The organism is Hymenobacter negativus (genome assembly GCF_017571495.1).
GTDB classification, from domain to species: Bacteria; Bacteroidota; Bacteroidia; order Cytophagales; family Hymenobacteraceae; genus Hymenobacter; species Hymenobacter negativus.
On sequence record NZ_JAGETZ010000004.1, the window covers coordinates 486,025 to 503,442 of the forward strand.

18 protein-coding genes and 1 pseudogene are annotated in these 17,418 nt (G+C 58.4%); 11 read left to right on the forward strand and 8 right to left on the reverse strand.

All coding sequences use genetic code 11. The features are described from left to right. Positions 1-95: 95 nt before the first annotated feature. Complete coding sequence (locus J4E00_RS11825; protein ID WP_208175353.1) at positions 96-356, reverse strand: hypothetical protein; 261 nt, start codon at positions 354-356, stop codon at positions 96-98. A gap of 131 nt (positions 357-487) precedes the next feature. Between J4E00_RS11825 and J4E00_RS11830 the strand changes: the two genes are divergently transcribed. From J4E00_RS11830 to J4E00_RS11850, 5 genes are all read left to right on the forward strand, one after another. Continuing rightward, the gene (locus tag J4E00_RS11830; protein ID WP_208175354.1) at positions 488-685 is read left to right on the forward strand and encodes a hypothetical protein; all 198 of its coding nucleotides are present in this window, start codon (positions 488-490) and stop codon (positions 683-685) included. 226 nt (positions 686-911) lie between these two features. Then, a complete protein-coding gene (locus J4E00_RS11835; RefSeq protein ID WP_208175355.1) occupies positions 912-1,121 on the forward strand; it encodes a hypothetical protein in 210 nt (69 codons plus the stop codon). Between the two features lie 230 nt (positions 1,122-1,351). Then, positions 1,352-1,753: a RusA family crossover junction endodeoxyribonuclease gene (locus J4E00_RS11840; protein WP_208175356.1), complete on the forward strand. Its 402-nt coding sequence runs from the start codon at positions 1,352-1,354 to the stop codon at positions 1,751-1,753. Next, entirely contained in the window at positions 1,750-2,427 is a 678-nt protein-coding gene (locus tag J4E00_RS11845) for a hypothetical protein (RefSeq protein WP_208175357.1), read from the forward strand. The genes J4E00_RS11840 and J4E00_RS11845 overlap by 4 nt, the downstream gene beginning before the upstream one ends. A gap of 39 nt (positions 2,428-2,466) precedes the next feature. After that, positions 2,467-2,784, forward strand: coding sequence for an STAS-like domain-containing protein (locus J4E00_RS11850; RefSeq protein ID WP_208175358.1), 318 nt, complete (start codon positions 2,467-2,469; stop codon positions 2,782-2,784). Between the two features lie 175 nt (positions 2,785-2,959). Here the strand turns inward: J4E00_RS11850 and J4E00_RS11855 are convergent, their stop codons facing one another. From J4E00_RS11855 to J4E00_RS11880, 6 genes are all read right to left on the reverse strand, one after another. Next, the gene (locus tag J4E00_RS11855; RefSeq protein ID WP_208175359.1) at positions 2,960-3,643 is read right to left on the reverse strand and encodes a DUF1579 family protein; all 684 of its coding nucleotides are present in this window, start codon (positions 3,641-3,643) and stop codon (positions 2,960-2,962) included. Between the two features lie 179 nt (positions 3,644-3,822). After that, positions 3,823-3,972 carry a hypothetical protein gene (locus tag J4E00_RS11860; protein WP_208175360.1) on the reverse strand — a complete coding sequence of 50 codons (150 nt, stop codon included), beginning with the start codon at positions 3,970-3,972 and terminating at the stop codon, positions 3,823-3,825. Between the two features lie 41 nt (positions 3,973-4,013). Then, positions 4,014-4,388, reverse strand: a complete 375-nt coding sequence (locus tag J4E00_RS11865) for a hypothetical protein (RefSeq protein ID WP_208175361.1) — start codon at positions 4,386-4,388, stop codon at positions 4,014-4,016. A 10-nt stretch (positions 4,389-4,398) separates the two neighbouring features. Next, entirely contained in the window at positions 4,399-4,656 is a 258-nt protein-coding gene (locus tag J4E00_RS11870; RefSeq protein ID WP_208175362.1) for a hypothetical protein, read from the reverse strand. 168 nt (positions 4,657-4,824) lie between these two features. After that, positions 4,825-4,983 (reverse strand): helix-turn-helix domain-containing protein, encoded by a 159-nt coding sequence (locus J4E00_RS29495; RefSeq protein WP_236049715.1) that lies wholly within the window; start codon positions 4,981-4,983, stop codon positions 4,825-4,827. A gap of 449 nt (positions 4,984-5,432) precedes the next feature. Beyond that, the gene (locus tag J4E00_RS11880; protein ID WP_208175363.1) at positions 5,433-6,224 is read right to left on the reverse strand and encodes an XRE family transcriptional regulator; all 792 of its coding nucleotides are present in this window, start codon (positions 6,222-6,224) and stop codon (positions 5,433-5,435) included. Positions 6,225-6,369: 145 nt separating this feature from the next. On the opposite strand from J4E00_RS11880, the gene J4E00_RS11885 reads away from it, so the two are divergent. The 6 genes and pseudogenes from J4E00_RS11885 to J4E00_RS11910 all read left to right on the forward strand — a co-directional run bounded on the left by J4E00_RS11885 (position 6,370) and on the right by J4E00_RS11910 (position 16,244). Continuing rightward, a complete protein-coding gene (locus J4E00_RS11885) occupies positions 6,370-6,765 on the forward strand; it encodes a YbjN domain-containing protein (protein ID WP_208175364.1) in 396 nt (131 codons plus the stop codon). A gap of 90 nt (positions 6,766-6,855) precedes the next feature. Then, positions 6,856-7,563: a PspA/IM30 family protein gene (locus tag J4E00_RS11890; RefSeq protein ID WP_208175365.1), complete on the forward strand. Its 708-nt coding sequence runs from the start codon at positions 6,856-6,858 to the stop codon at positions 7,561-7,563. A 69-nt stretch (positions 7,564-7,632) separates the two neighbouring features. Continuing rightward, positions 7,633-8,277, forward strand: coding sequence for a hypothetical protein (locus tag J4E00_RS11895; RefSeq protein WP_208175366.1), 645 nt, complete (start codon positions 7,633-7,635; stop codon positions 8,275-8,277). A gap of 171 nt (positions 8,278-8,448) precedes the next feature. Continuing rightward, positions 8,449-10,614, forward strand: a complete 2,166-nt coding sequence (locus J4E00_RS11900) for a flotillin family protein (RefSeq protein ID WP_208175367.1) — start codon at positions 8,449-8,451, stop codon at positions 10,612-10,614. A gap of 313 nt (positions 10,615-10,927) precedes the next feature. Then, positions 10,928-11,221, forward strand: a pseudogene (locus tag J4E00_RS11905) (endonuclease domain-containing protein); the annotation flags it as partial. Then, positions 11,208-16,244, forward strand: a complete 5,037-nt coding sequence (locus tag J4E00_RS11910; protein WP_208175368.1) for a DNA repair ATPase — start codon at positions 11,208-11,210, stop codon at positions 16,242-16,244. The pseudogene J4E00_RS11905 and the gene J4E00_RS11910, both read left to right, overlap by 14 nt. 323 nt (positions 16,245-16,567) lie before the next feature. Here J4E00_RS11910 and J4E00_RS11915 read toward each other — a convergent pair whose 3' ends face one another. After that, entirely contained in the window at positions 16,568-17,389 is an 822-nt protein-coding gene (locus J4E00_RS11915) for an EI24 domain-containing protein (RefSeq protein ID WP_208175369.1), read from the reverse strand. Positions 17,390-17,418 lie beyond the last annotated feature (29 nt).

Here is a 17,418-nt window from a genome sequence, read left to right on the forward strand (position 1 = left end):
CTTCGTTTGTTTCCGCGAGAGCCAGCGGATGCTTGATAAGTCTGGCTCTGCTGGGCGGCTGCCATTCTGCTCCCCAAGCCGCGCAGCACTGCCTGTCACGCGGGCCAGCGGTTGCTCCGCGCGATACCTTCGATTTTATTCGAGAAGTGAACCGTGAAGGGTTTTCCTTTGAGGTGGACAGCCTGCGCCTCCCGTTTGCCCACCAGCAGCGCCTGCTGCACGGGGCCCACTTCATTGGCGGCATGCTCGACGACAGTACCGCCCTCAATACCTATGGCGGCGCGTACTACTGCGGACAAGTGCGGCGCTTGCTGCGCAGCGCTCGGGCCAGCTGCCACCAGGTGGTGTACGCGCAAGCGGATGAGTTCGGCGGCTTGTTTTTGGTCATTGGCTATCCCGACCAGCCAACCTCTACTTGTCCGGGGGCGGCGAGACGTCGTGGACAGATGACCGGTTTTTTCATCAGGGAGAGAACACCCGCGGCTTCGTGCTCAACGACTCGACGGTGCGAACCACAACGGGACGCTCCACCTACGCCTTCCGCCGCAGCCATCAACGGTCCTACACCGATACCATTTCCCGGCTCTATCGCATCGAATACCATCCCTCGCGCTTCGTGCTGCTGCGCCGCGACAGCGTCCGCACCTACTTGCCGGGAGAATACGCTCCGTACGAACCGGAATAACCAAGCGGGCGGGCGCTCAGCAGGTTCTGGAAACCGGTGATATTTCTACCATCATTTTAGGCTTCTTGCCGAAATGCAGATATTACAAAAAGCCTCGCCAGCTACTGGCGGGGCTTTTTGTTTCACTCGCGGCTTGGTAATATGCGCTATGAAAACGCGGATTATATACATCGAGAACAAAGAAACGGGCGAAGCACATATCGGCCGGGTCACGTTCTCGCGCACGATGCAAACGGTTTACTACCAAGACAAGGTCCTACAGCGGGGCGGGAGTGCGAGCATCAAAGGCAACTTTTTCGACATTGCTACCAATGAGGAATACTGGGTGTCCGGACCCAAGAAGCGTGGGGGCGACGCGCATTATGAACGGGTAACCATCCTTATCGACGATGACGTGAAAGAAGAGTACTGGACCACCATTCGTGCGCCACAGTAAACACCGGGCCCCATACGCTCACCCAAAGGGAGAAATAGAAAGCCCCGCCAGCAGCTGGCGGGGCTTTCTATTTCTCTCGCGGCTTAGCGGCCGGCGGGTGGGGTGGCATCACCTTTGCCGCCGCCCCCGCCCCGCACGATGAGCCGGGGGTAGCCCTGGAAGCGCAGTCACACCGCGGGCTGGGTGGGCGAGCTGAACTGCCTACTTTCGTGGGGAACTCCCCTACTCGAATGGTCACGATTTTTGAGTTGTTGTTGCCGCGCCGGCCCGTTTCGCTGCAAGCCAAGCGGCTACAACCTTGGAAAGCCTACGTGCGCGCCGAAGCCGCCCAGGTCTGGACCACTAGCCCTTCCGATGCGGACGCTTTTCGGCTTACCTTGGTGTACCTCTGCAACACCAGCCCGGTTGATATCGACAACATCATCAAGCCCATTCAGGATGCGCTGGAAACGGTGGTCTACCCAGCCGACGAACTCATCACCGACGTTGACAGCCACCGGCGCTTGTTCACGGAGCCCTTCGACCTAACCAGTCTGCCTATCCTGCTCATTCAGGGCATCGCCCAGCAGCAAGAATGCGTTTATGTTCGGGTGCAAGCCGGAACTGCCCAACCACTTCAGAATTATCTATGAATACTGACCCGAAAACCAAAGAGACGACGAAAGTGCTGGAGCTGGCCCGGAGCTACGAAGCCCAGGGCTTCGTGGTAAAAACTGCCCCAGCAGCCGAGGATATTCCCTTCGACCTGGGCCCGTACCGTCCCGATTTACTGGCCGAGAAGGAGGGGCAACACTTTATCATCGAAGTCAAGAAAGCCGGGGTACCCTTGTCGGTCGACCGCCTGCAAGCCCTCGCTGAAACCATCCGTCAGCATGCAGGCTGGCGCTTGCTGCTGGTGCCCACCGACGAAGAAGGCCCTGTCCTGCCTACCGGCAACACCAATGAACTGGTATCGTGGCAAGCTGTGGCCGAACGCGCCAAGCGCGCCGACCACCTTTTGCAGTTGGGTGAGTCCGATGCCGCCTTCCTTATGTTGTGGTCGGCCTTCGAGGCCATGCTCCGCCGCCACGCTGAACAGGTAGGCTTGCCCATTGAGCGCCTGTCCACCGCAGCCTTGCTTGATTACCTATATTCGCAAGGCGAGTTGGCTTACGAACAATTTGAGCAAGCCCGCGCCGCGCTGCAGGTCCGCAACCGGCTGGTTCACGGCTTCGAGGCTGCCGAAGCAACCCAGGAAGCGCGCCCCCTGCACACGTTGGTTGAGCACCTACTGCAAGAGTGGACGTATACCCAAAACGCAGCCTAGTAGCTTACAGCACTATTATTCTCACCATCTCCCCAACCCATGACTACCGCAGTTCCCACCAACTCGGTTCTGACGGTAACCACCCTCACCTCCGGCACCATTTCCAATGCCGACGGCTACAAGTTATTGCTGGCCCTGAAAGAAGCCATGGCCTCGCAATCGGGCCCCATAACGCTGGACCTAACCGATGTCATTGGGTTCTCCAGCTCGTTCCTGAACTCCTCGTTAGGCACCCTGTTTGAAGAAATGGGCGCGGACGGTTTCAAGCGTCTACGCTTGAGCAACTACAAACCCATGCAACTCAAACAACTCAAAGACTATATGGCTGATGTAGCGCAAACACACCGCGCCGAGTAGTCCTCACACTAGATAAGCCCTACCAAAAAGCCCCGCCAGCTACTGGTGGGGCTTTTCGTTTCTGCCGCGGCTCATCGTGCGGGGCGGGTTGGGTGGCGTCGCCGCCCCTGCCCCGCACGATGAGCTGGGTGTAGCCGCTTAGGCAAGCCGAACACCGGCCCCAGCTCATCGCTCGTTACTCCTCTTTGGTTTTGGTATACACCAATTCCCGCACCTTGACTTCGGCGCCGTTGCGGATTTCGTAGTAGTCTTCCGCGTAATGGCTAGTGTCAATGAGGCGCAGGACGCGCTTGTTTTTCTGTCGCTGGCCCGTAATCAGTTCGCTTTCCCATTCATAGGTGAAGGCTTTGCGGGCCGCGTCGTAGGTGCCGGTTTGGGTTTCGATGCCGCTGCCGATGTGGTTGTTGATGGACGTCGTCACGAATTGCCGGCGCCCGTTATCGTAGCCTTCGGTCTGCATGCCTTGGTAGTTCTGTTCTTCCATCTTCCCATCCGCTACGGGCACCTGCAGATTGCCCCCGGTGATGGCGACGGTATAGAAGCGCCCTCCGTAAAGCGGCGTACGGCGCACCGTGCCCTTCACAAATGGCCGGGCCGCATCCTGAAAAGTCCAGCTGCCCACCAAGCTACTCAGCAAGGCATGGTTGCTGCCGGGCCGCGAGTAGTCCAGCAGCTGCTTCATGGTTTCCTCCTTCGCCGCGCTGGCCGCTGGCTGACTGGCGGGTGCGGCGGGTTTGGCCTGCGCGAAGGCCGCCGCGCTGGGCACGACGAGTAGCAGCAGGAGAGGGAACAGCCGCTTTGCTCCGGCCAGTTGGGCGGCGCTGCAGGCAGTGTCCGGGGATGGGATACTTGCTTTCATAGGGTCAGCGTAAGGAAGGTAACACAGGCAAGAAACTACTAAATAAGATATTTAGGCAGACTAACCCATCCAAACAAGCCCCACCAGCTGCTGGCGGGGATTTTTGTTTCTCCAGTGGTTTAAGCTTCTTTCTTCGCTTCGGTGTCGCCTTTGGCACTGCCCCCACCTAGCACGATTAGCTAGGTGTCGCCTTGGAAGCGCAACCACACCTCGTGCTTGGCAGGAGAGTTCTGGTAGGCCTTGAGCTGCGTGTGCATCTCCTTGATGAGGTTGGCGTGGTGGTGCAACAGGGCGATGAGGGGTTTGCGCTCGGTGGTGCATATCAGCACGCACTGACCTGGGACTTAGTACACGCTCCAGCAATTGCTATTCAGACGTGTTGCATTACCTTATCAAAACCTCGATAGTCTTTGACGTAAGCTAAGAATCCTTCTCGTTCCGACTCCGGCCATGTACTCACAACCTGTTTGAGCCGCGCGATGTCCTCGGCAGTTCCGTAATCTAAGACCGTCATTCCCGCAATCCAGGCAACTTTGACGAATGCGTAGAAAGTCAATGCCAAATTAGCCGGGTCGGCAGCAGCGGCAAATAATTCTTCCTTGAGCAGGGGAACCTTGGTAATGCGTGCGCCTATCGTTGGCAGCGCACGCGCGCGGATTGGGCCCGAAGCATGGGAAAGGAAGCCTACCAACCGTTGGTCGTCTAACCCGGCCATTTGGGCATCCACAAGAAGTATTGTATTCATGACGTGTTAACTAAATGATTTCAATATCGCCCAAGTCCCGCGCTAGGCGGTCCAGTTCTTCTTGCAGGTTCAGTCGTAGTTGGGCAGCGGCTTCTTCGTTACCCATCTTTTCCATCATCGCAATTTCGATTGCATAGGCTTTTTGCTCGGTCTGCTTTCGGAAAGCCAAATCATACAGTCCCCGAGTACCCAGATAGCCCGCCGCTTGCTCATCAACGAAATGCTGATATTCGTGCCGTAATGCGCCAATAGAAGCATCTTCGTGCAAGTGGATTTGCCTGGGACTGCACCTGGAGCATACGCTAATCGTTCCTCATGTGTCAGCATGATTTCCACGCCGGCACTCTTGATTCCTAGTATTCTGTTCATTGTGTTGAACGTTGGTTTGTTGGGCAAAGCTCTGAAGCAGTGAAAAGAAGGAACTGGACAAAACGCATTACTTCCCCGACAAATCCTGCATGTACATCGACACCGTTTGGCCCGTCGTTTTTTTGAACAGCCGGGAGAAATATTCCAGGTCGTTGAATCCCAGGTCGTAGGCCAGCTCCTTAATGGAACCATGCGAGTAGTAGAGCCGCCGCTTGGCTTCCAGCATGAGCCGGCGGGTTCAGAAACTCCTTGGGGGAGAGCCCGGAGTACTGCTTCACCACGCTATATAAGCTGTTGGGATTGAGGGCAAGCTCTTCCGCGATAGCGACAATGCTTGGCTGCTCGGTAAGATTATCTTCGACAAAGCGCTTGAACCGGATGTAGTGCGCGAGACGAGATGCCACCTGATAGTTGTTGCCCAGTGGCCGCTTATCTTATGATATCAGCCATTTACCCAAGACCTGTAACACCCCATGAAAAAAGCACCGCCTTTCCGAGCGATGCTTTCCTGGACAAGAGCAAACCCGCTACTAGCGGGGCTTATTGCTGATTCAGCCGTTTCGGTTTCCGGGCGGAGCAGGGCCCTGGCCGGGAATGCTAATGTGGTGTAGCATAGACTTGAGCAGCAACCAGACGCCCCGGATGGAGTTGGCGGCACGAGGCGAGTTGTCCCCCTCACACCTGGCCCAGTCGCTCGGCCAGCTCCTCCACTTTGCGTTCCAACTCGGCCACCCGCTCGTCAAGAAGGGCCGGGGCGCGCAGGTGGGTGGTAAACACGCCGCGCACCTCCCAGATTTCCAGTGCCTGGGTCAGCTCCAGCTCCTGACTGCCGTAGTCGGGGTTGTCGGCCCGGAGGCGCAGCAGCTTGTTGTCTTCGAGGCGCTCGGCCAGCCGGCGAATGAGGATTTTGCTTTGGGTGATGAAAACGTAAACGTTGCCGGTTTTCAGGCGCGGCTTGGCTTTGTCGATGCGGCTGCACAGCACAATGTCCTGGTGGCGCAGGCCCTGGCGGTGCAGCAGCATGTCGGCCCCCGATACCTCGAAGGCCCGCGTGGGCCCCGTGAGCTGGTGCGGCAACTGCAGCCAAGGCAGCGCGTCGACAAAGGTGGGGTCGTGGTGATGCACGATGTATTCCAGGGCCCGGTTGCGGTACACCAACGGGGTCACGTTTTGCTCGCGGTCGGCCTTGGCAACGGGCGCTGGCGTCGGGGCCGTTTGCTGCAGCTGCTCCTTAAAAATATCGAAGTGGTAGAGCTCATTCACCGTCAGCTCTTTTGTAAGTAGCAAGTCTACAGACAAGCCAAAATGTTGAGCAATCTGAATCAGCGTTTCCATTTTTGGCTCTGACCTGCCCTCTTCATAAGCACCTACGCTGGGCCGCGCCAAACCAAATAATTCTGCGAAAGCCGCCTGGCTCAGCTTCTTAACAGTTCGAAGCTTACGAATATTCTTACCAACGAATGACATGTTACGGAAATGTTATTTCGCTCAAAACATGAGCAGTTCCAAAACTTTGCTTATTATTGCGTCGTAAAACTACCACAACTCAGGCGAAGCCCTTCCCTGCACCGCTACTTTTTTGAGCAGCCTCCTACATTCCACCTGTTACCGCATGACCAACCCCTACTTCGCCACTATCAAGAGCTACCTGCTGGAACTGGGCTTCGACATCTGCCACGCCGACGAGCAGGAAAACGTGTTCGTGGTCGACAAACCGGAGTTGGCCATTAAGAACCTCGTCATCGGCTGCGGCGCTCCGCTGCTGATTATGGAGCAATACCTGCTCGACCTGCCCGCCCCCTCGCTGGAAGTGTACCAGCGCCTGCTGCAAAAGAACCGCGACATCATCCACGGCGCTTTCGCCCTCGACGACACCGGCCGCAGGCTCATCTTCCGCGACACCCTCCAGATAGAAACCCTGGATTTAGCCGAGCTGGAAGCATGCTTCAATTCCCTGGGCCTGCTGCTAAGCGAGTTTTCCGAGGAACTGATTTCGTTTTCGAAGTAACCCTATCCCCCGGCCCCTTCGCCGCCGGGGGAAGGGGCCGGGGGATAGGGTCAACGAATTAATTCTCTAACGCATATCTAACCCAACGTCATGAATATTCTGAACCGTCTCTTCAAAATTGGCCAATCGGAGGCCCACGCAGCGGTCAACCAGCTGGAAGACCCCATCAAAATGACCGAGCAAGGCCTGCGCGACCTGCGCCAGGACCTCGACAAGAGCCTGCACGGTCTGGCCGAAGTGAAGGCCATGGCCATTCGGGCCCGCAACGAGGGCGAGGGCTTCCGCACCAAAGCGGCCGACTACGAGGGCAAAGCCGTACTCCTGCTCCAGCGCGCCCACCGCGGCGAACTGGACGCCAGCGAGGCCGACCGTCTGGCCGGCGAAGCCCTGCTGAAAAAGGCCGAAAACGAAGCCAAGGCCGCCCGCGCCGCTTCCGACCAGGCGAAGTTTGAGCAGTCAGCCGCCCAGATGGACCAGAACGTGGCCACGCTGAAAACGACCATCAGCCAGTGGGAAAACGAGTTGAAAACCCTCAAGGCCCGCGTGACGGTGAGCACCGCCACCATCGCCATCAACAAGCAGATGGCCCAGCTCGACTCCTCGGGCACGGTGGCGCTGCTGGAGCGCATGAAGGAAAAGATTGCTGTGCAGGAAGCCCTGGCCGAGTCGTACGGCGAAATTGCCCAGACCGGCAAGAGCATCGACGCCGAAATTGACAAGGCCCTCGGCAGCACCGGCGCCAGCAAGGCCAGCGAAGACCTCAAGGCCCTGAAAGCGAAGCTTGGCTACACCGAATAAGCCAACCGGGCCGGGCCGCCTGCGGAGTTGTCTCAATTCCCCTACCTTTAAGCTGCCGTGTTTATGCCCATGACCGAACTTTTACAAGCTGCCATCTCTCCGCCCAATCTGCTGCCCACCGGCCTGCTGGTATTCGTGCTGCTCTACTGGCTCACCGTCATCGTGGGGCTGCTGGATATGAAAACGGTGGACCTCGATATCAGCGACCACGGCCACTTCCACTACGACAGCCACGCGCCGCACGATGGCCTGGGCACGAGTTGGCTCAACGGCGCGCTGGCCTTCTTCAACCTGGGCCGCATCCCGCTGATGGTGTTCCTCAGCTTCGTGTTTTTGCCGCTGTGGGTGGGCAGCATTCTGGCCAACTACTACACCGGCAACACCTCCCTCCTGCTCGGACTGGCGTTTCTGTTGCCCTTGTTCATCGGCAGCCTGTTCGTGGCCAAATTCCTGACGCTGCCCTTCGTGAAGCTCTTCACGGCCCTCGAAAAAGACCACGACGGCGGTGCGGTGGTCATCGGCAAGGTGTGTACCGTGCTGCTGCCCGCCACCGCCGACCGCCTAGGCCAGGCCGCCGTCCGCATCGACGGGGCGCCGCTCATGCTCAACATCCGCAGCACGGGCACGCCGCTGGCTAAGGGTGAATCGGGGCTGGTTATCGACTTCGACGACCAGCGCCGCTGCTATTTAGTGGAGCCTTACCATACGTCTTAACCCCATCCCCCGGCCCCTTCCCCTCCGGGGGAAGGGGAGCCTGACGAAAGTTCAGGACAAGCTTTTTTCCTAACCCACTTCTATTCAACAACTTTTTACGCAAGCTCTTCGTCTGGCTCCCCTTCCCCCGGAGGGGAAGGGGCCGGGGGATGGGGTTAACCTTCCACGCACATGCTAGCATCCCTTTCCTGGGCCGTTCTGATTATCGTCGGCCTGTTTCTCCTCGGCTTTTTGGCGGTCATCGCCAAGATGTATAAGAAAGCCGTGCAGGGCGAGGCCCTGCTGCGCACCGGCATGGGCGACGCCAAGGTATCGTTTTCCGGCATCATCGTGGTGCCCATCCTGCACAAGCTGGAAATAATGGACATCAAGCTGAAAACCATTGTCATCTCCCGCGCCGGCTCCGAAGGACTGGTGTGCAAAGACAACCTGCGGGCCGATGTGAAGGTGAACTTCTTCATCCGCGTCAACAAAACGCACGACGACGTGGTGAACGTGGCCCAGAGCATCGGCGCACACCGCGCCTCCGACCCGCTGGCCCTCGAAAGCCTGTTCGACGCCAAGTTCTCGGAGGCCCTGAAAACCGTGGGCAAGCACTTCGATTTTATCGAGCTCTACAACTCCCGCGAGCAGTTTAAGCAGGAAATACTGCGCATCATCGGCACCGATTTGAACGGCTACGTGCTGGATGACTGCGCCATTGACTACCTGGAGCAGACGCCGCTGCAAGCCCTGAACCAGGACAACATCCTGGATGCGGAAGGCATCAAGAAGATTATTGCCCTCACTTCGGAGCAAAAAATTCAGGCCAACCAGATTCAACGCGACCAGCAGAAAACCATCAAGAAGCAGGACGTAGAAGCGCAGGAAACTATCCTGCAGCTCGAAAAGCAGCTGGCCGAAAACCAGGAAAAGCAGCTGCGCGAAATTGCCAACATCAAGGCCCGGGAAGCCGCCGAAACCGAGAAAGTGCGCCAAGAGGAACGGCTGAAAGGCGAGAAAGCCCGCATCTCGGCCGACGAAGAAATCCAGATTTCGGAGCAAAACCGCGACCGGCAAATCCTGGTTGCCGAGCGCAACAAGCAACGCACCGATGCCGTGGAAACCGAGCGCGTGGAACAGGCCCGCTCCCTGGAAATCAACGAGCGCGAACGCATTGTGGCCCTCGCTCAGATTGAAAAGGAAAAGGCCCTGGAAGAGGAGCGCAAGAACATTCAAAGCATCATCCGCGAGCGTATTACCGTGGAAAAAGCCACGGTGATTGAGGAAGAGCGCATCAAGGACACCCGCGCCCAGGCCGCTGCCGACCGCGAAAAGCTGGTGGCCGTGACCAAGGCCCAGCAGGAAACCGAGCAGGCCACCATTGCGCTGGTCGGCGACGCCGACATGGCCAAGCAGGCCGCCGAGTTCCGCGCCAAGCAGTCGCTGATTGATGCTGAAGCTGAGAAAGCCTCTTCGGAACACCGCTCGCAGGCCATGCGCATCATGGCCGAAGCCGAGGCCAGCAAAGCCAGCGCCGTGGGCCTGGCCGAAGCCCAGGTGATGCAGGCCAAAGCCGCTGCCCGCCAAAAAGAAGGCGAAGCCGAAGCCAACGTGATGCAGCTCACCGCCTCGGCCGAGGCGCAGTCCATCCAGGTGCGCGCCACGGCCCAAGCCGAAGCCGACGAAAAGCTGGGCGTGGTAGCCGCCAAGGTGAACCGCGAAAAAGGTCTGGCCGAAGCCAGCGTCATCGAAGCCAAGGCCGACGCCGACCAGAAGCGCGGCCTGGCCGAAGTGACCGTGAACGAGCAGCGCTTCGCAGTGGAAGCCAAGGGCATCGAAGCCAAGGCCGACGCCATGAAAAAGCTGGACGGCGTGGGCAAAGACCACGAAGAATTCAAGTTGCGCCTCGACAAGGAAAAATCGGTGGAGCTGGCTCAAATCAACATCCAGAAGGACATTGCTGGTGCCCAGGCCGGGGTTATCTCGGAAGCGCTGAAATCGGCCAAAATCGACATCGTAGGCGGCGAAACCATGTTCTTCGACCAGATTATCGGCTCCATCACCAAAGGCAAGATGGTGGACCGCGCCGTGCACAACTCCGAAGTGCTGGGCACGGTGAAAGACGCCTTCTTCGGCCACGATGGCGGCGGGGACTTCAAAACCAACCTGCGCCGCTTCGTAAACCAGTTCGGCCTGAGCAGCGATGACATGAAGAACCTGAGTGTATCGGCGCTACTGCTGCAAATGATGAACAAAGCCGGCGATGAGGCAACACGGAGCACCATTACGCAGCTGGCCAGCACAGCCAGCGCGCTGGGCATTGGGGACAAGCCGGCGAAGACGTTGCAGCTGTAGAACCCCATCCCCCGGCCCCTTCCCCTCCGGGGGAAGGGGAGCCAAGGCGGCGCGGACGCCCGGCTACATACACACGACATTGTTTGTTATTTCTTGGTTAACTGAGCTTTGTCATGAAGGGTGACGAAAACGAAAAGAAGATTCGTCAGGCTCCCCTTCCCCCAGAGGGGAAGGGGCCGGGGGATGGGGTCCACGGGGCCGAGGTCTACCCCTTCGGCATGTACACCACCGACGCCGAGCCTGGAAAACGTCGCTCAAAGCCTACGCCCAGCACAACCGCAAAAACTCCACGCCCGCCGAAAACTATCTCTGGCAGGAGCTACGCGGCAATAAGCTGAACGCGCCCTTCCGCCGCCAACACGCCATTGAGTCCTTTATCGTTGATTTTGTCTGCCTCGCCGCGTGGCTAATCATCGAAGTCGACGGCAGCATTCACGGCGACGAAAGCCAGGCCGAATACGACGGCGGCCGCACCCACGAATTACAGGAATATGGCTTCCTGGTCCTCCGCTTCACCAACGAGGAGGTTCTGCACAACACACCCAAAGTGTTAAAGACAATTGCCGAGCATTTGGCTGTCCTCTACCCTAACCATGAGCCCAAATAACTCAACAGCTACAGACAACAACGCTAACCATCAGGCTCCCCTTCCCCCGGAGGGGAAGGGGCCGGGGGATGGGGTACAGCTCGAAGGCGGCACCTACGAAATCCTGCGCAACCGCCTGCACAAGAGTGGCGTTGACCTCAAAACCCGTCTTGATAAGCTGAACGCCGAGCGGAAAACCGTGTTCGGCGCAATTGATACCAAGCTGATTGGGACCGGGCGCATTACCACCGAGCACAATTGTGTGCCGTGGGATATGGTGCCTGTGGGCGACAAATTTCTCTTCGGTTTCAACGTCGTGCTCGGCCTGAAAACAGAGGTGGAATTATCCGATGTTTTTGGGGCCTACCACTACGCGAATCACGAGTTTCATCCGCTGCCGCTGGACCTGATTAATAACGCGCAATTTGCCGGGGAATTCCGCGACTTGTATCGGTATTACAAGAATACGCAATTTGTGAAATTTGCGGTACTTGGCAACCACCTATTTATGGTGTTCCGGGTGGGCAAAAGCGTAAACGATATCAAGACGTTTAAGTGGCTTTTGCAGAACGATACGCTGACCTACATCGACAACCGCAGCGACCACGAGTACGTGTATCCGCCGCAGCACGAATTCACCTGGAAGCGCACCACGCGCGACATGCAGCGGGCCGGCAAACACCCGCATATCAGCATTGAGGACCGGGTTTTTGTCGAAACCATCCACGGCGACCTCACCATTAAAGTAGAGGACAACACCGCCACCGGACGCGGAATCTACGCCGAGCCGGTGGCCGACAAGGACCAGACGCTCGACGATTCGGAGATTTATTACGCCATTGTCGGCAATTTAATTCTGCTGAAAATCCGGCCGTACCAAGAGTCGGAATACCGGTATTTTATTTACAATTCCAAGCAGAAAACAGCGCAGCGCCTGGACGCGCTGGCCGATGCCTGCGTGCTGCTGCCCGACGGCCAGGGCCTGATATTTTCGCACGGCTTTTACCTGCAAACTGGCGAGGGAAAGCTGTTCGAAAACGGCCTGCGCGACATGCTGTTTGAGAAGCGAATTGCGTCGCCGAACGGGGAAGATTTCCTGTATGTTTTTTATAACAAGGAGAGCGGCGCGTATTTATTATTCTCCTATAACATCATCGCGCAGCGGGTCGAAAATCCGATTAATTGCCACGGCTACGCGCTGTTTGAGAATGGTGAACTGTGCTATTTCCGCGCCGACGAGGAGCCGAAGAAGCACCACAACGTCCAGATTTGGCAGACGCCCTACGTGGCCCCCGATTTTGAGCTGCCGGTAACGTCCAACTCCTACCTCTACAAGCTGGGCAACAAGGAAATAGTGCGGGCCATGGCCGAAACCCAGGAAGTGCTGACGCTGCTGAACAAAGACGACAGCTACGCCGGCCTCTACCTCGACCTGATTCGCCTCACCACTACCCTTACCGACACCTACCACTGGCTGCGCGAGCCGGCGGCTCAGGCCCTGGCCGAGCCATTGCGCGACATCCAGCAGGCTGCCAATGCGGCGGTGGAGGAGTTCGATAAGGTGCTAAGCATCCGCAAGAGTACGGACGCCGAAACCCAGCGCGTGCTGGCCAAAGCCGACGAACTGGCCAGCCGCATCAAGCGTACCACGGCTACTGAGGTAAACGAGTTTGTGCAGCTGCTGGCAGAGCTGCGCACGGTACGCGGCAAAGTGATTTCCCTCAAAGAGTTGCGCTACGTGGAGCTGCCCACCGTGGAAAAAGCCGCCGCCGACTTGGAGCAAACCAGCAAGGACGTGGCCGCTCAAACGGTAGAATTTTTACTGAAACCCGACGCGCTAAAGTCATACACGGTGCGCGTGCAGGCCATTGCCGAAGCCATTGAGAAGGTGCAGAAGGTAGCCGAAGCCAACGAGCAGGAAAAGCTGGCCAACGGGGTATCCGGGGAGTTGGAATTGCTGATTGAAGTGGTGAGCAACCTGCCGATGCCCGACCCCACGCAGACCACGCGCATCATCGATAATATTTCCACGATTTACGCCAGCTTCAACCAGATTCGGGCGGCGCTGAAGCGGCGGCGGCAGGCCCTGGCCGGCACCGAAGCCCAGGCCGAATTCACGGCCCAAATCAAGCTGCTCGACCAAGCCCTGGTAAACTACCTGGACCTGTGCGACTCGCCGGCCAAGTGCGACGAGTACAGCACCAAGCTGCTGGTGCAGCTAGAAGAGCTGGAAGGTAAGTTTCCAGAATTCGACCAGTTCCTGACGCAGCTGGCGGGCAAGCGGGAAGAGGTTTCGGAGGCATTTGAGTCGCGCAAGGTGGGGCTGGTGGAGGCCCGCAACCAGCGTGCCACGGCCCTGCTGCAGTCGGCAGAGCGCATTTTGAAAGCGGTGCAAAACCGCCTGGGACGCTTCGAAACGGTGGCCGATATCAACGGCTATTTCGCCGCCGATTTGATGGTGGAAAAGGTACGCCAGACCGTGCAGGACCTGCTCAACCTCGGCGACCCGGTGAAAGCCGACGACATCCAGAGCCGCCTCAAGACGGTGAAGGAGGACGCCGTGCGCCAGCTCAAGGACCGCGCCGAGCTATTTACCGACGGTGGGCAGGCCCTGAAATTTGGTCCCTACGCCTTCACCGTCAATACCCAGCCGCTGGACCTGACGGTGGTGCTGCGCGACGGCGACCTGCACTACCACCTCACGGGCACCAACTTCTTCCAGAAAATAACCGAGCCTGCCTTCCTGGCCGCCCGCGCCGTGTGGGACCAAACGGTGGTATCCGAAAACGCCGACGTGTACCGCGCCGAGTACCTGGCCTGGCTGATTCTGCAAGCTGCCCAGCGCCCCACCCCGGGCCAGGATGGCGCGCACGCCGTGCAGTCATTAGCCCAACTCTCGCACCTCACCGTGGCCGAACTGACTACCTACGTGCAGGAATTTATGGCCCCGCGCTACGCTGAGGGCTACCTCAAGGGCGTGCACGACCACGACGCCGCCCTGCTGCTCGAAGCGCTGGTGCGCCTCACCCGCACCGCCGGTTTGCTGCGTTACCCGGCCAATGCCCGCGCCGCCGCCGCGCTCTACTGGCAGCGCTTCACGGGCCGCAAGAAGAAGGCCGCCTGGCAGCACCAGCTACAGGGCATCGGCGTGCTCCTCCAGGTATTCCCCGACTCGCGGGAGTTTGAGGCGCTGAAGGCCGAACTACAGCTGGCCGTGGAAGAATTTGCCACTGGTACTGGCCTGTTCACCATCCCGGAAGTAGCCGAGGCCGGCGATTATTTATTCCAGGAATTAACCCGCAGCGAAACCTTCGTCATCTCTCCCGAAGCCGCCGAGCTATACCAATCCTTCCAGCAAGCCCTGAAGGAGCGCAACGCCACGGCCCAATACGAAACCTCCATAGCCACGCTGGCCGACCAGCCCGCCGCGCAATTCCAGTTGGTACGGCAGTGGCTGAGCGCATTCGCACAGCACCTGGTTCACCCCAGCCCCGGCCCTCTTGGGGAGGGGAGCCCGACGAACTCAGACGTCAGTGCTACCGTGGCTCCCCTTCCCCTGGAGGGGAAGGGGGATGGGATGAACGAAGCAGCAACCCTCCTGATGACGGCCACCTTCGACGCGGCCCGCATCATCCGCACGCCCTTGCGCGAGATGCTGACGGGTCTGCAAGGCTCCCACGCCCGCATTCACGAGCGAAACTACCTGCTGAACTTCCCCGAATACCGCCGCCGGCTGCACCATTACACCCACACGGTAGTGCCGCTGTTTGAGTCGTTCGGAACGCTGAAGAAGGAACTGGTGGCCCGCTTTGCGGAGGAACTGCGACTGGCCGAATTCCGGCCCCGCGTGCTCTCGTCGTTTGTGCGAAACAAGCTGATTGACGAAGTGTACCTGCCGCTCATCGGCGCCAACCTGGCCAAGCAAATTGGCACGGCGGGAGCCGACAAGCGCACCGACCTCATGGGCCTGCTGCTGCTGGTGTCGCCGCCCGGCTACGGCAAAACCACGCTCATGGAATACGTGGCCAACCGCCTGGGCTTGATTTTCATGAAAATCAACGGGCCGGCCATCGGCCACGCCGTGACCAGCGTGGACCCCGCGCAAGCACCCAACTCTGGCGCCCGCGAGGAGCTGCTGAAGCTCAATCTGGCTTTTGAGATGGGCGACAACGTGATGATTTACCTCGACGACATTCAGCACTGCAACCCGGAGTTTTTGCAGAAATTCATTTCCCTCTGCGATGCCCAGCGCAAGATTGAGGGTGTGTACCAGGGCCGGGCGCGCACCTACGATTTTCGGGGGCGCAAGGTGGCCGTGGTGATGGCCGGCAACCCCTACACCGAATCGGGCGAGCAATTCCGCATCCCCGACATGCTGGCCAACCGGGCCGACATCTATAACCTCGGCGACATCATCGGCGACACCGCCAACACCTTCCTGCTCAGCTACGTGGAAAACTCACTGGTGGCAAATCCGGTGCTAAGTCGCCTCGCCGCCAAAAGCCAGGCCGACGTGTACCCGCTCATCAAGCTGGCCGAAACCGGCGACAGCGCGGGCCTCAGCTTTGAAGCCAACCACTCGCCTGCGGAAATCAATGAGTATGTGGCCGTGCTGCAAAAGCTGCTGGGTATCCGCGACGTGGTGGCGCGCGTGAACGAGGAATACATCCGCTCGGCGGCCCAGGCCAATGAGTACCGCACCGAGCCGCCCTTCAAGCTGCAAGGCTCCTACCGCAACATGGCCAAGCTGGCCGAAAAAGTGCGCCCCGTGATGAACGACGACGAAGTGCGAACCCTCCTGGCCACGCACTACGACAACGAAGCCCAAACCTTGACCAGCGGCACCGAGGCCAACCTGCTCAAGCTGCGCGAGTTGCTGGGCTGGCTCACGCCCGAAGAAAAAGCGCGCTGGGAGGCCATCAAGTCTACATTCGTGCGCAACCTCCGCACCAGCAGCGGCGGCCAGCTACACAGCGTGCTCACACAGCTGGAGAATATTTCGAGTGGCTTGGGCGGCATCCGGCAGGTGTTGGAGAAAGATTAACCTAACCCCGGTTGCGCAGTAGCCGCATAGCGGCGACAGGCTTGTAAAGTTGAGTGTTCAAAAGTAAAAGCCGCGTAGCGGTGACAGAACCAACTAGGAATCTGTCACCGCTACGCGGCTGCTGCGCAATCTGACTTAACCAATGGCATCTGGTTTGGGATGGTAGGCTTTCTATTCTGGCGCGAGTTTAGCGCATCTTAACTCGCGCCAATTATCGGGCGAGGCTGTACCTCGCATTGGAACGACTCGCGTAGGCGCATCTTGCGCAGCTCTGGATGGATGCCAGAGCCGCACATTATAACGCACCCGAAACCTCGCTAACGTCAGACAGCCAATCCCCGCGCTTTTGCTCGGAAACAGAAATGGCACATGCTGGACCCGATAATTGCCGGGGCCAGCAGACCTATGAAGGGAATGAGCAAAAGTCCGAAGTGCAGCAGGCCCATTAGCAGAATCCCCAAACGGTTCTCGCGGATGAGTTGCTTCTGCTCTTCGATGGTAGCAAGGTCTTCTAGGGCATCGCCGACCAAGGATTTGGCGCTGTAGTAGCAGCCAATCAGCAGAATCAGGATGCCATTGACGACGGGAATGAACAGGCAGATTAAGACGAACAACAAGGCTTTGATGGTGTTGCCGGCTGCTCCCTGCAAGCCGGCGAGCCAGCTCGTTTCGATGCCCTGTTCCAGCTGCGGGTAGCGCGTTAACGTCCGTTTCTGCACATATTTCATCAGGAATACTTCGAGCAGGATTCTAACGGAAATCAGAATCAGGAAAATAAACGCCACCACGATAAAAGCATACGACAGGATGGTGAACCCAATCCCGGCCGCCGCTGCCGCAACCGGCGCAGCGGCCATGGCCGCCTGAGTAGCCGAACCAACGGCCAGCAGATGGGGAAAGAAGAGAAATATTCCCAAAGCCACAAATGCCGACGCGACCTGAGCCAGCGCAACAATGGTGGCCCACTGCCAAAAGAATAGCGCGCCCCAAAACACAAAGCTTCCCACCCAAATGGCTACGGAATAAAAAATAACTTTCGCGTTCAAGGAATCTTTGAGGGCGAGGCTAATGCACTTGAGCGCCTCAACGAGCGCGGGGAAAAAAGCGAAGGGGGTAGAACGAGGACGGACAGGAGCTTTTTCCATTCGCTAGACTAATCAATTTAAGGGTGAGA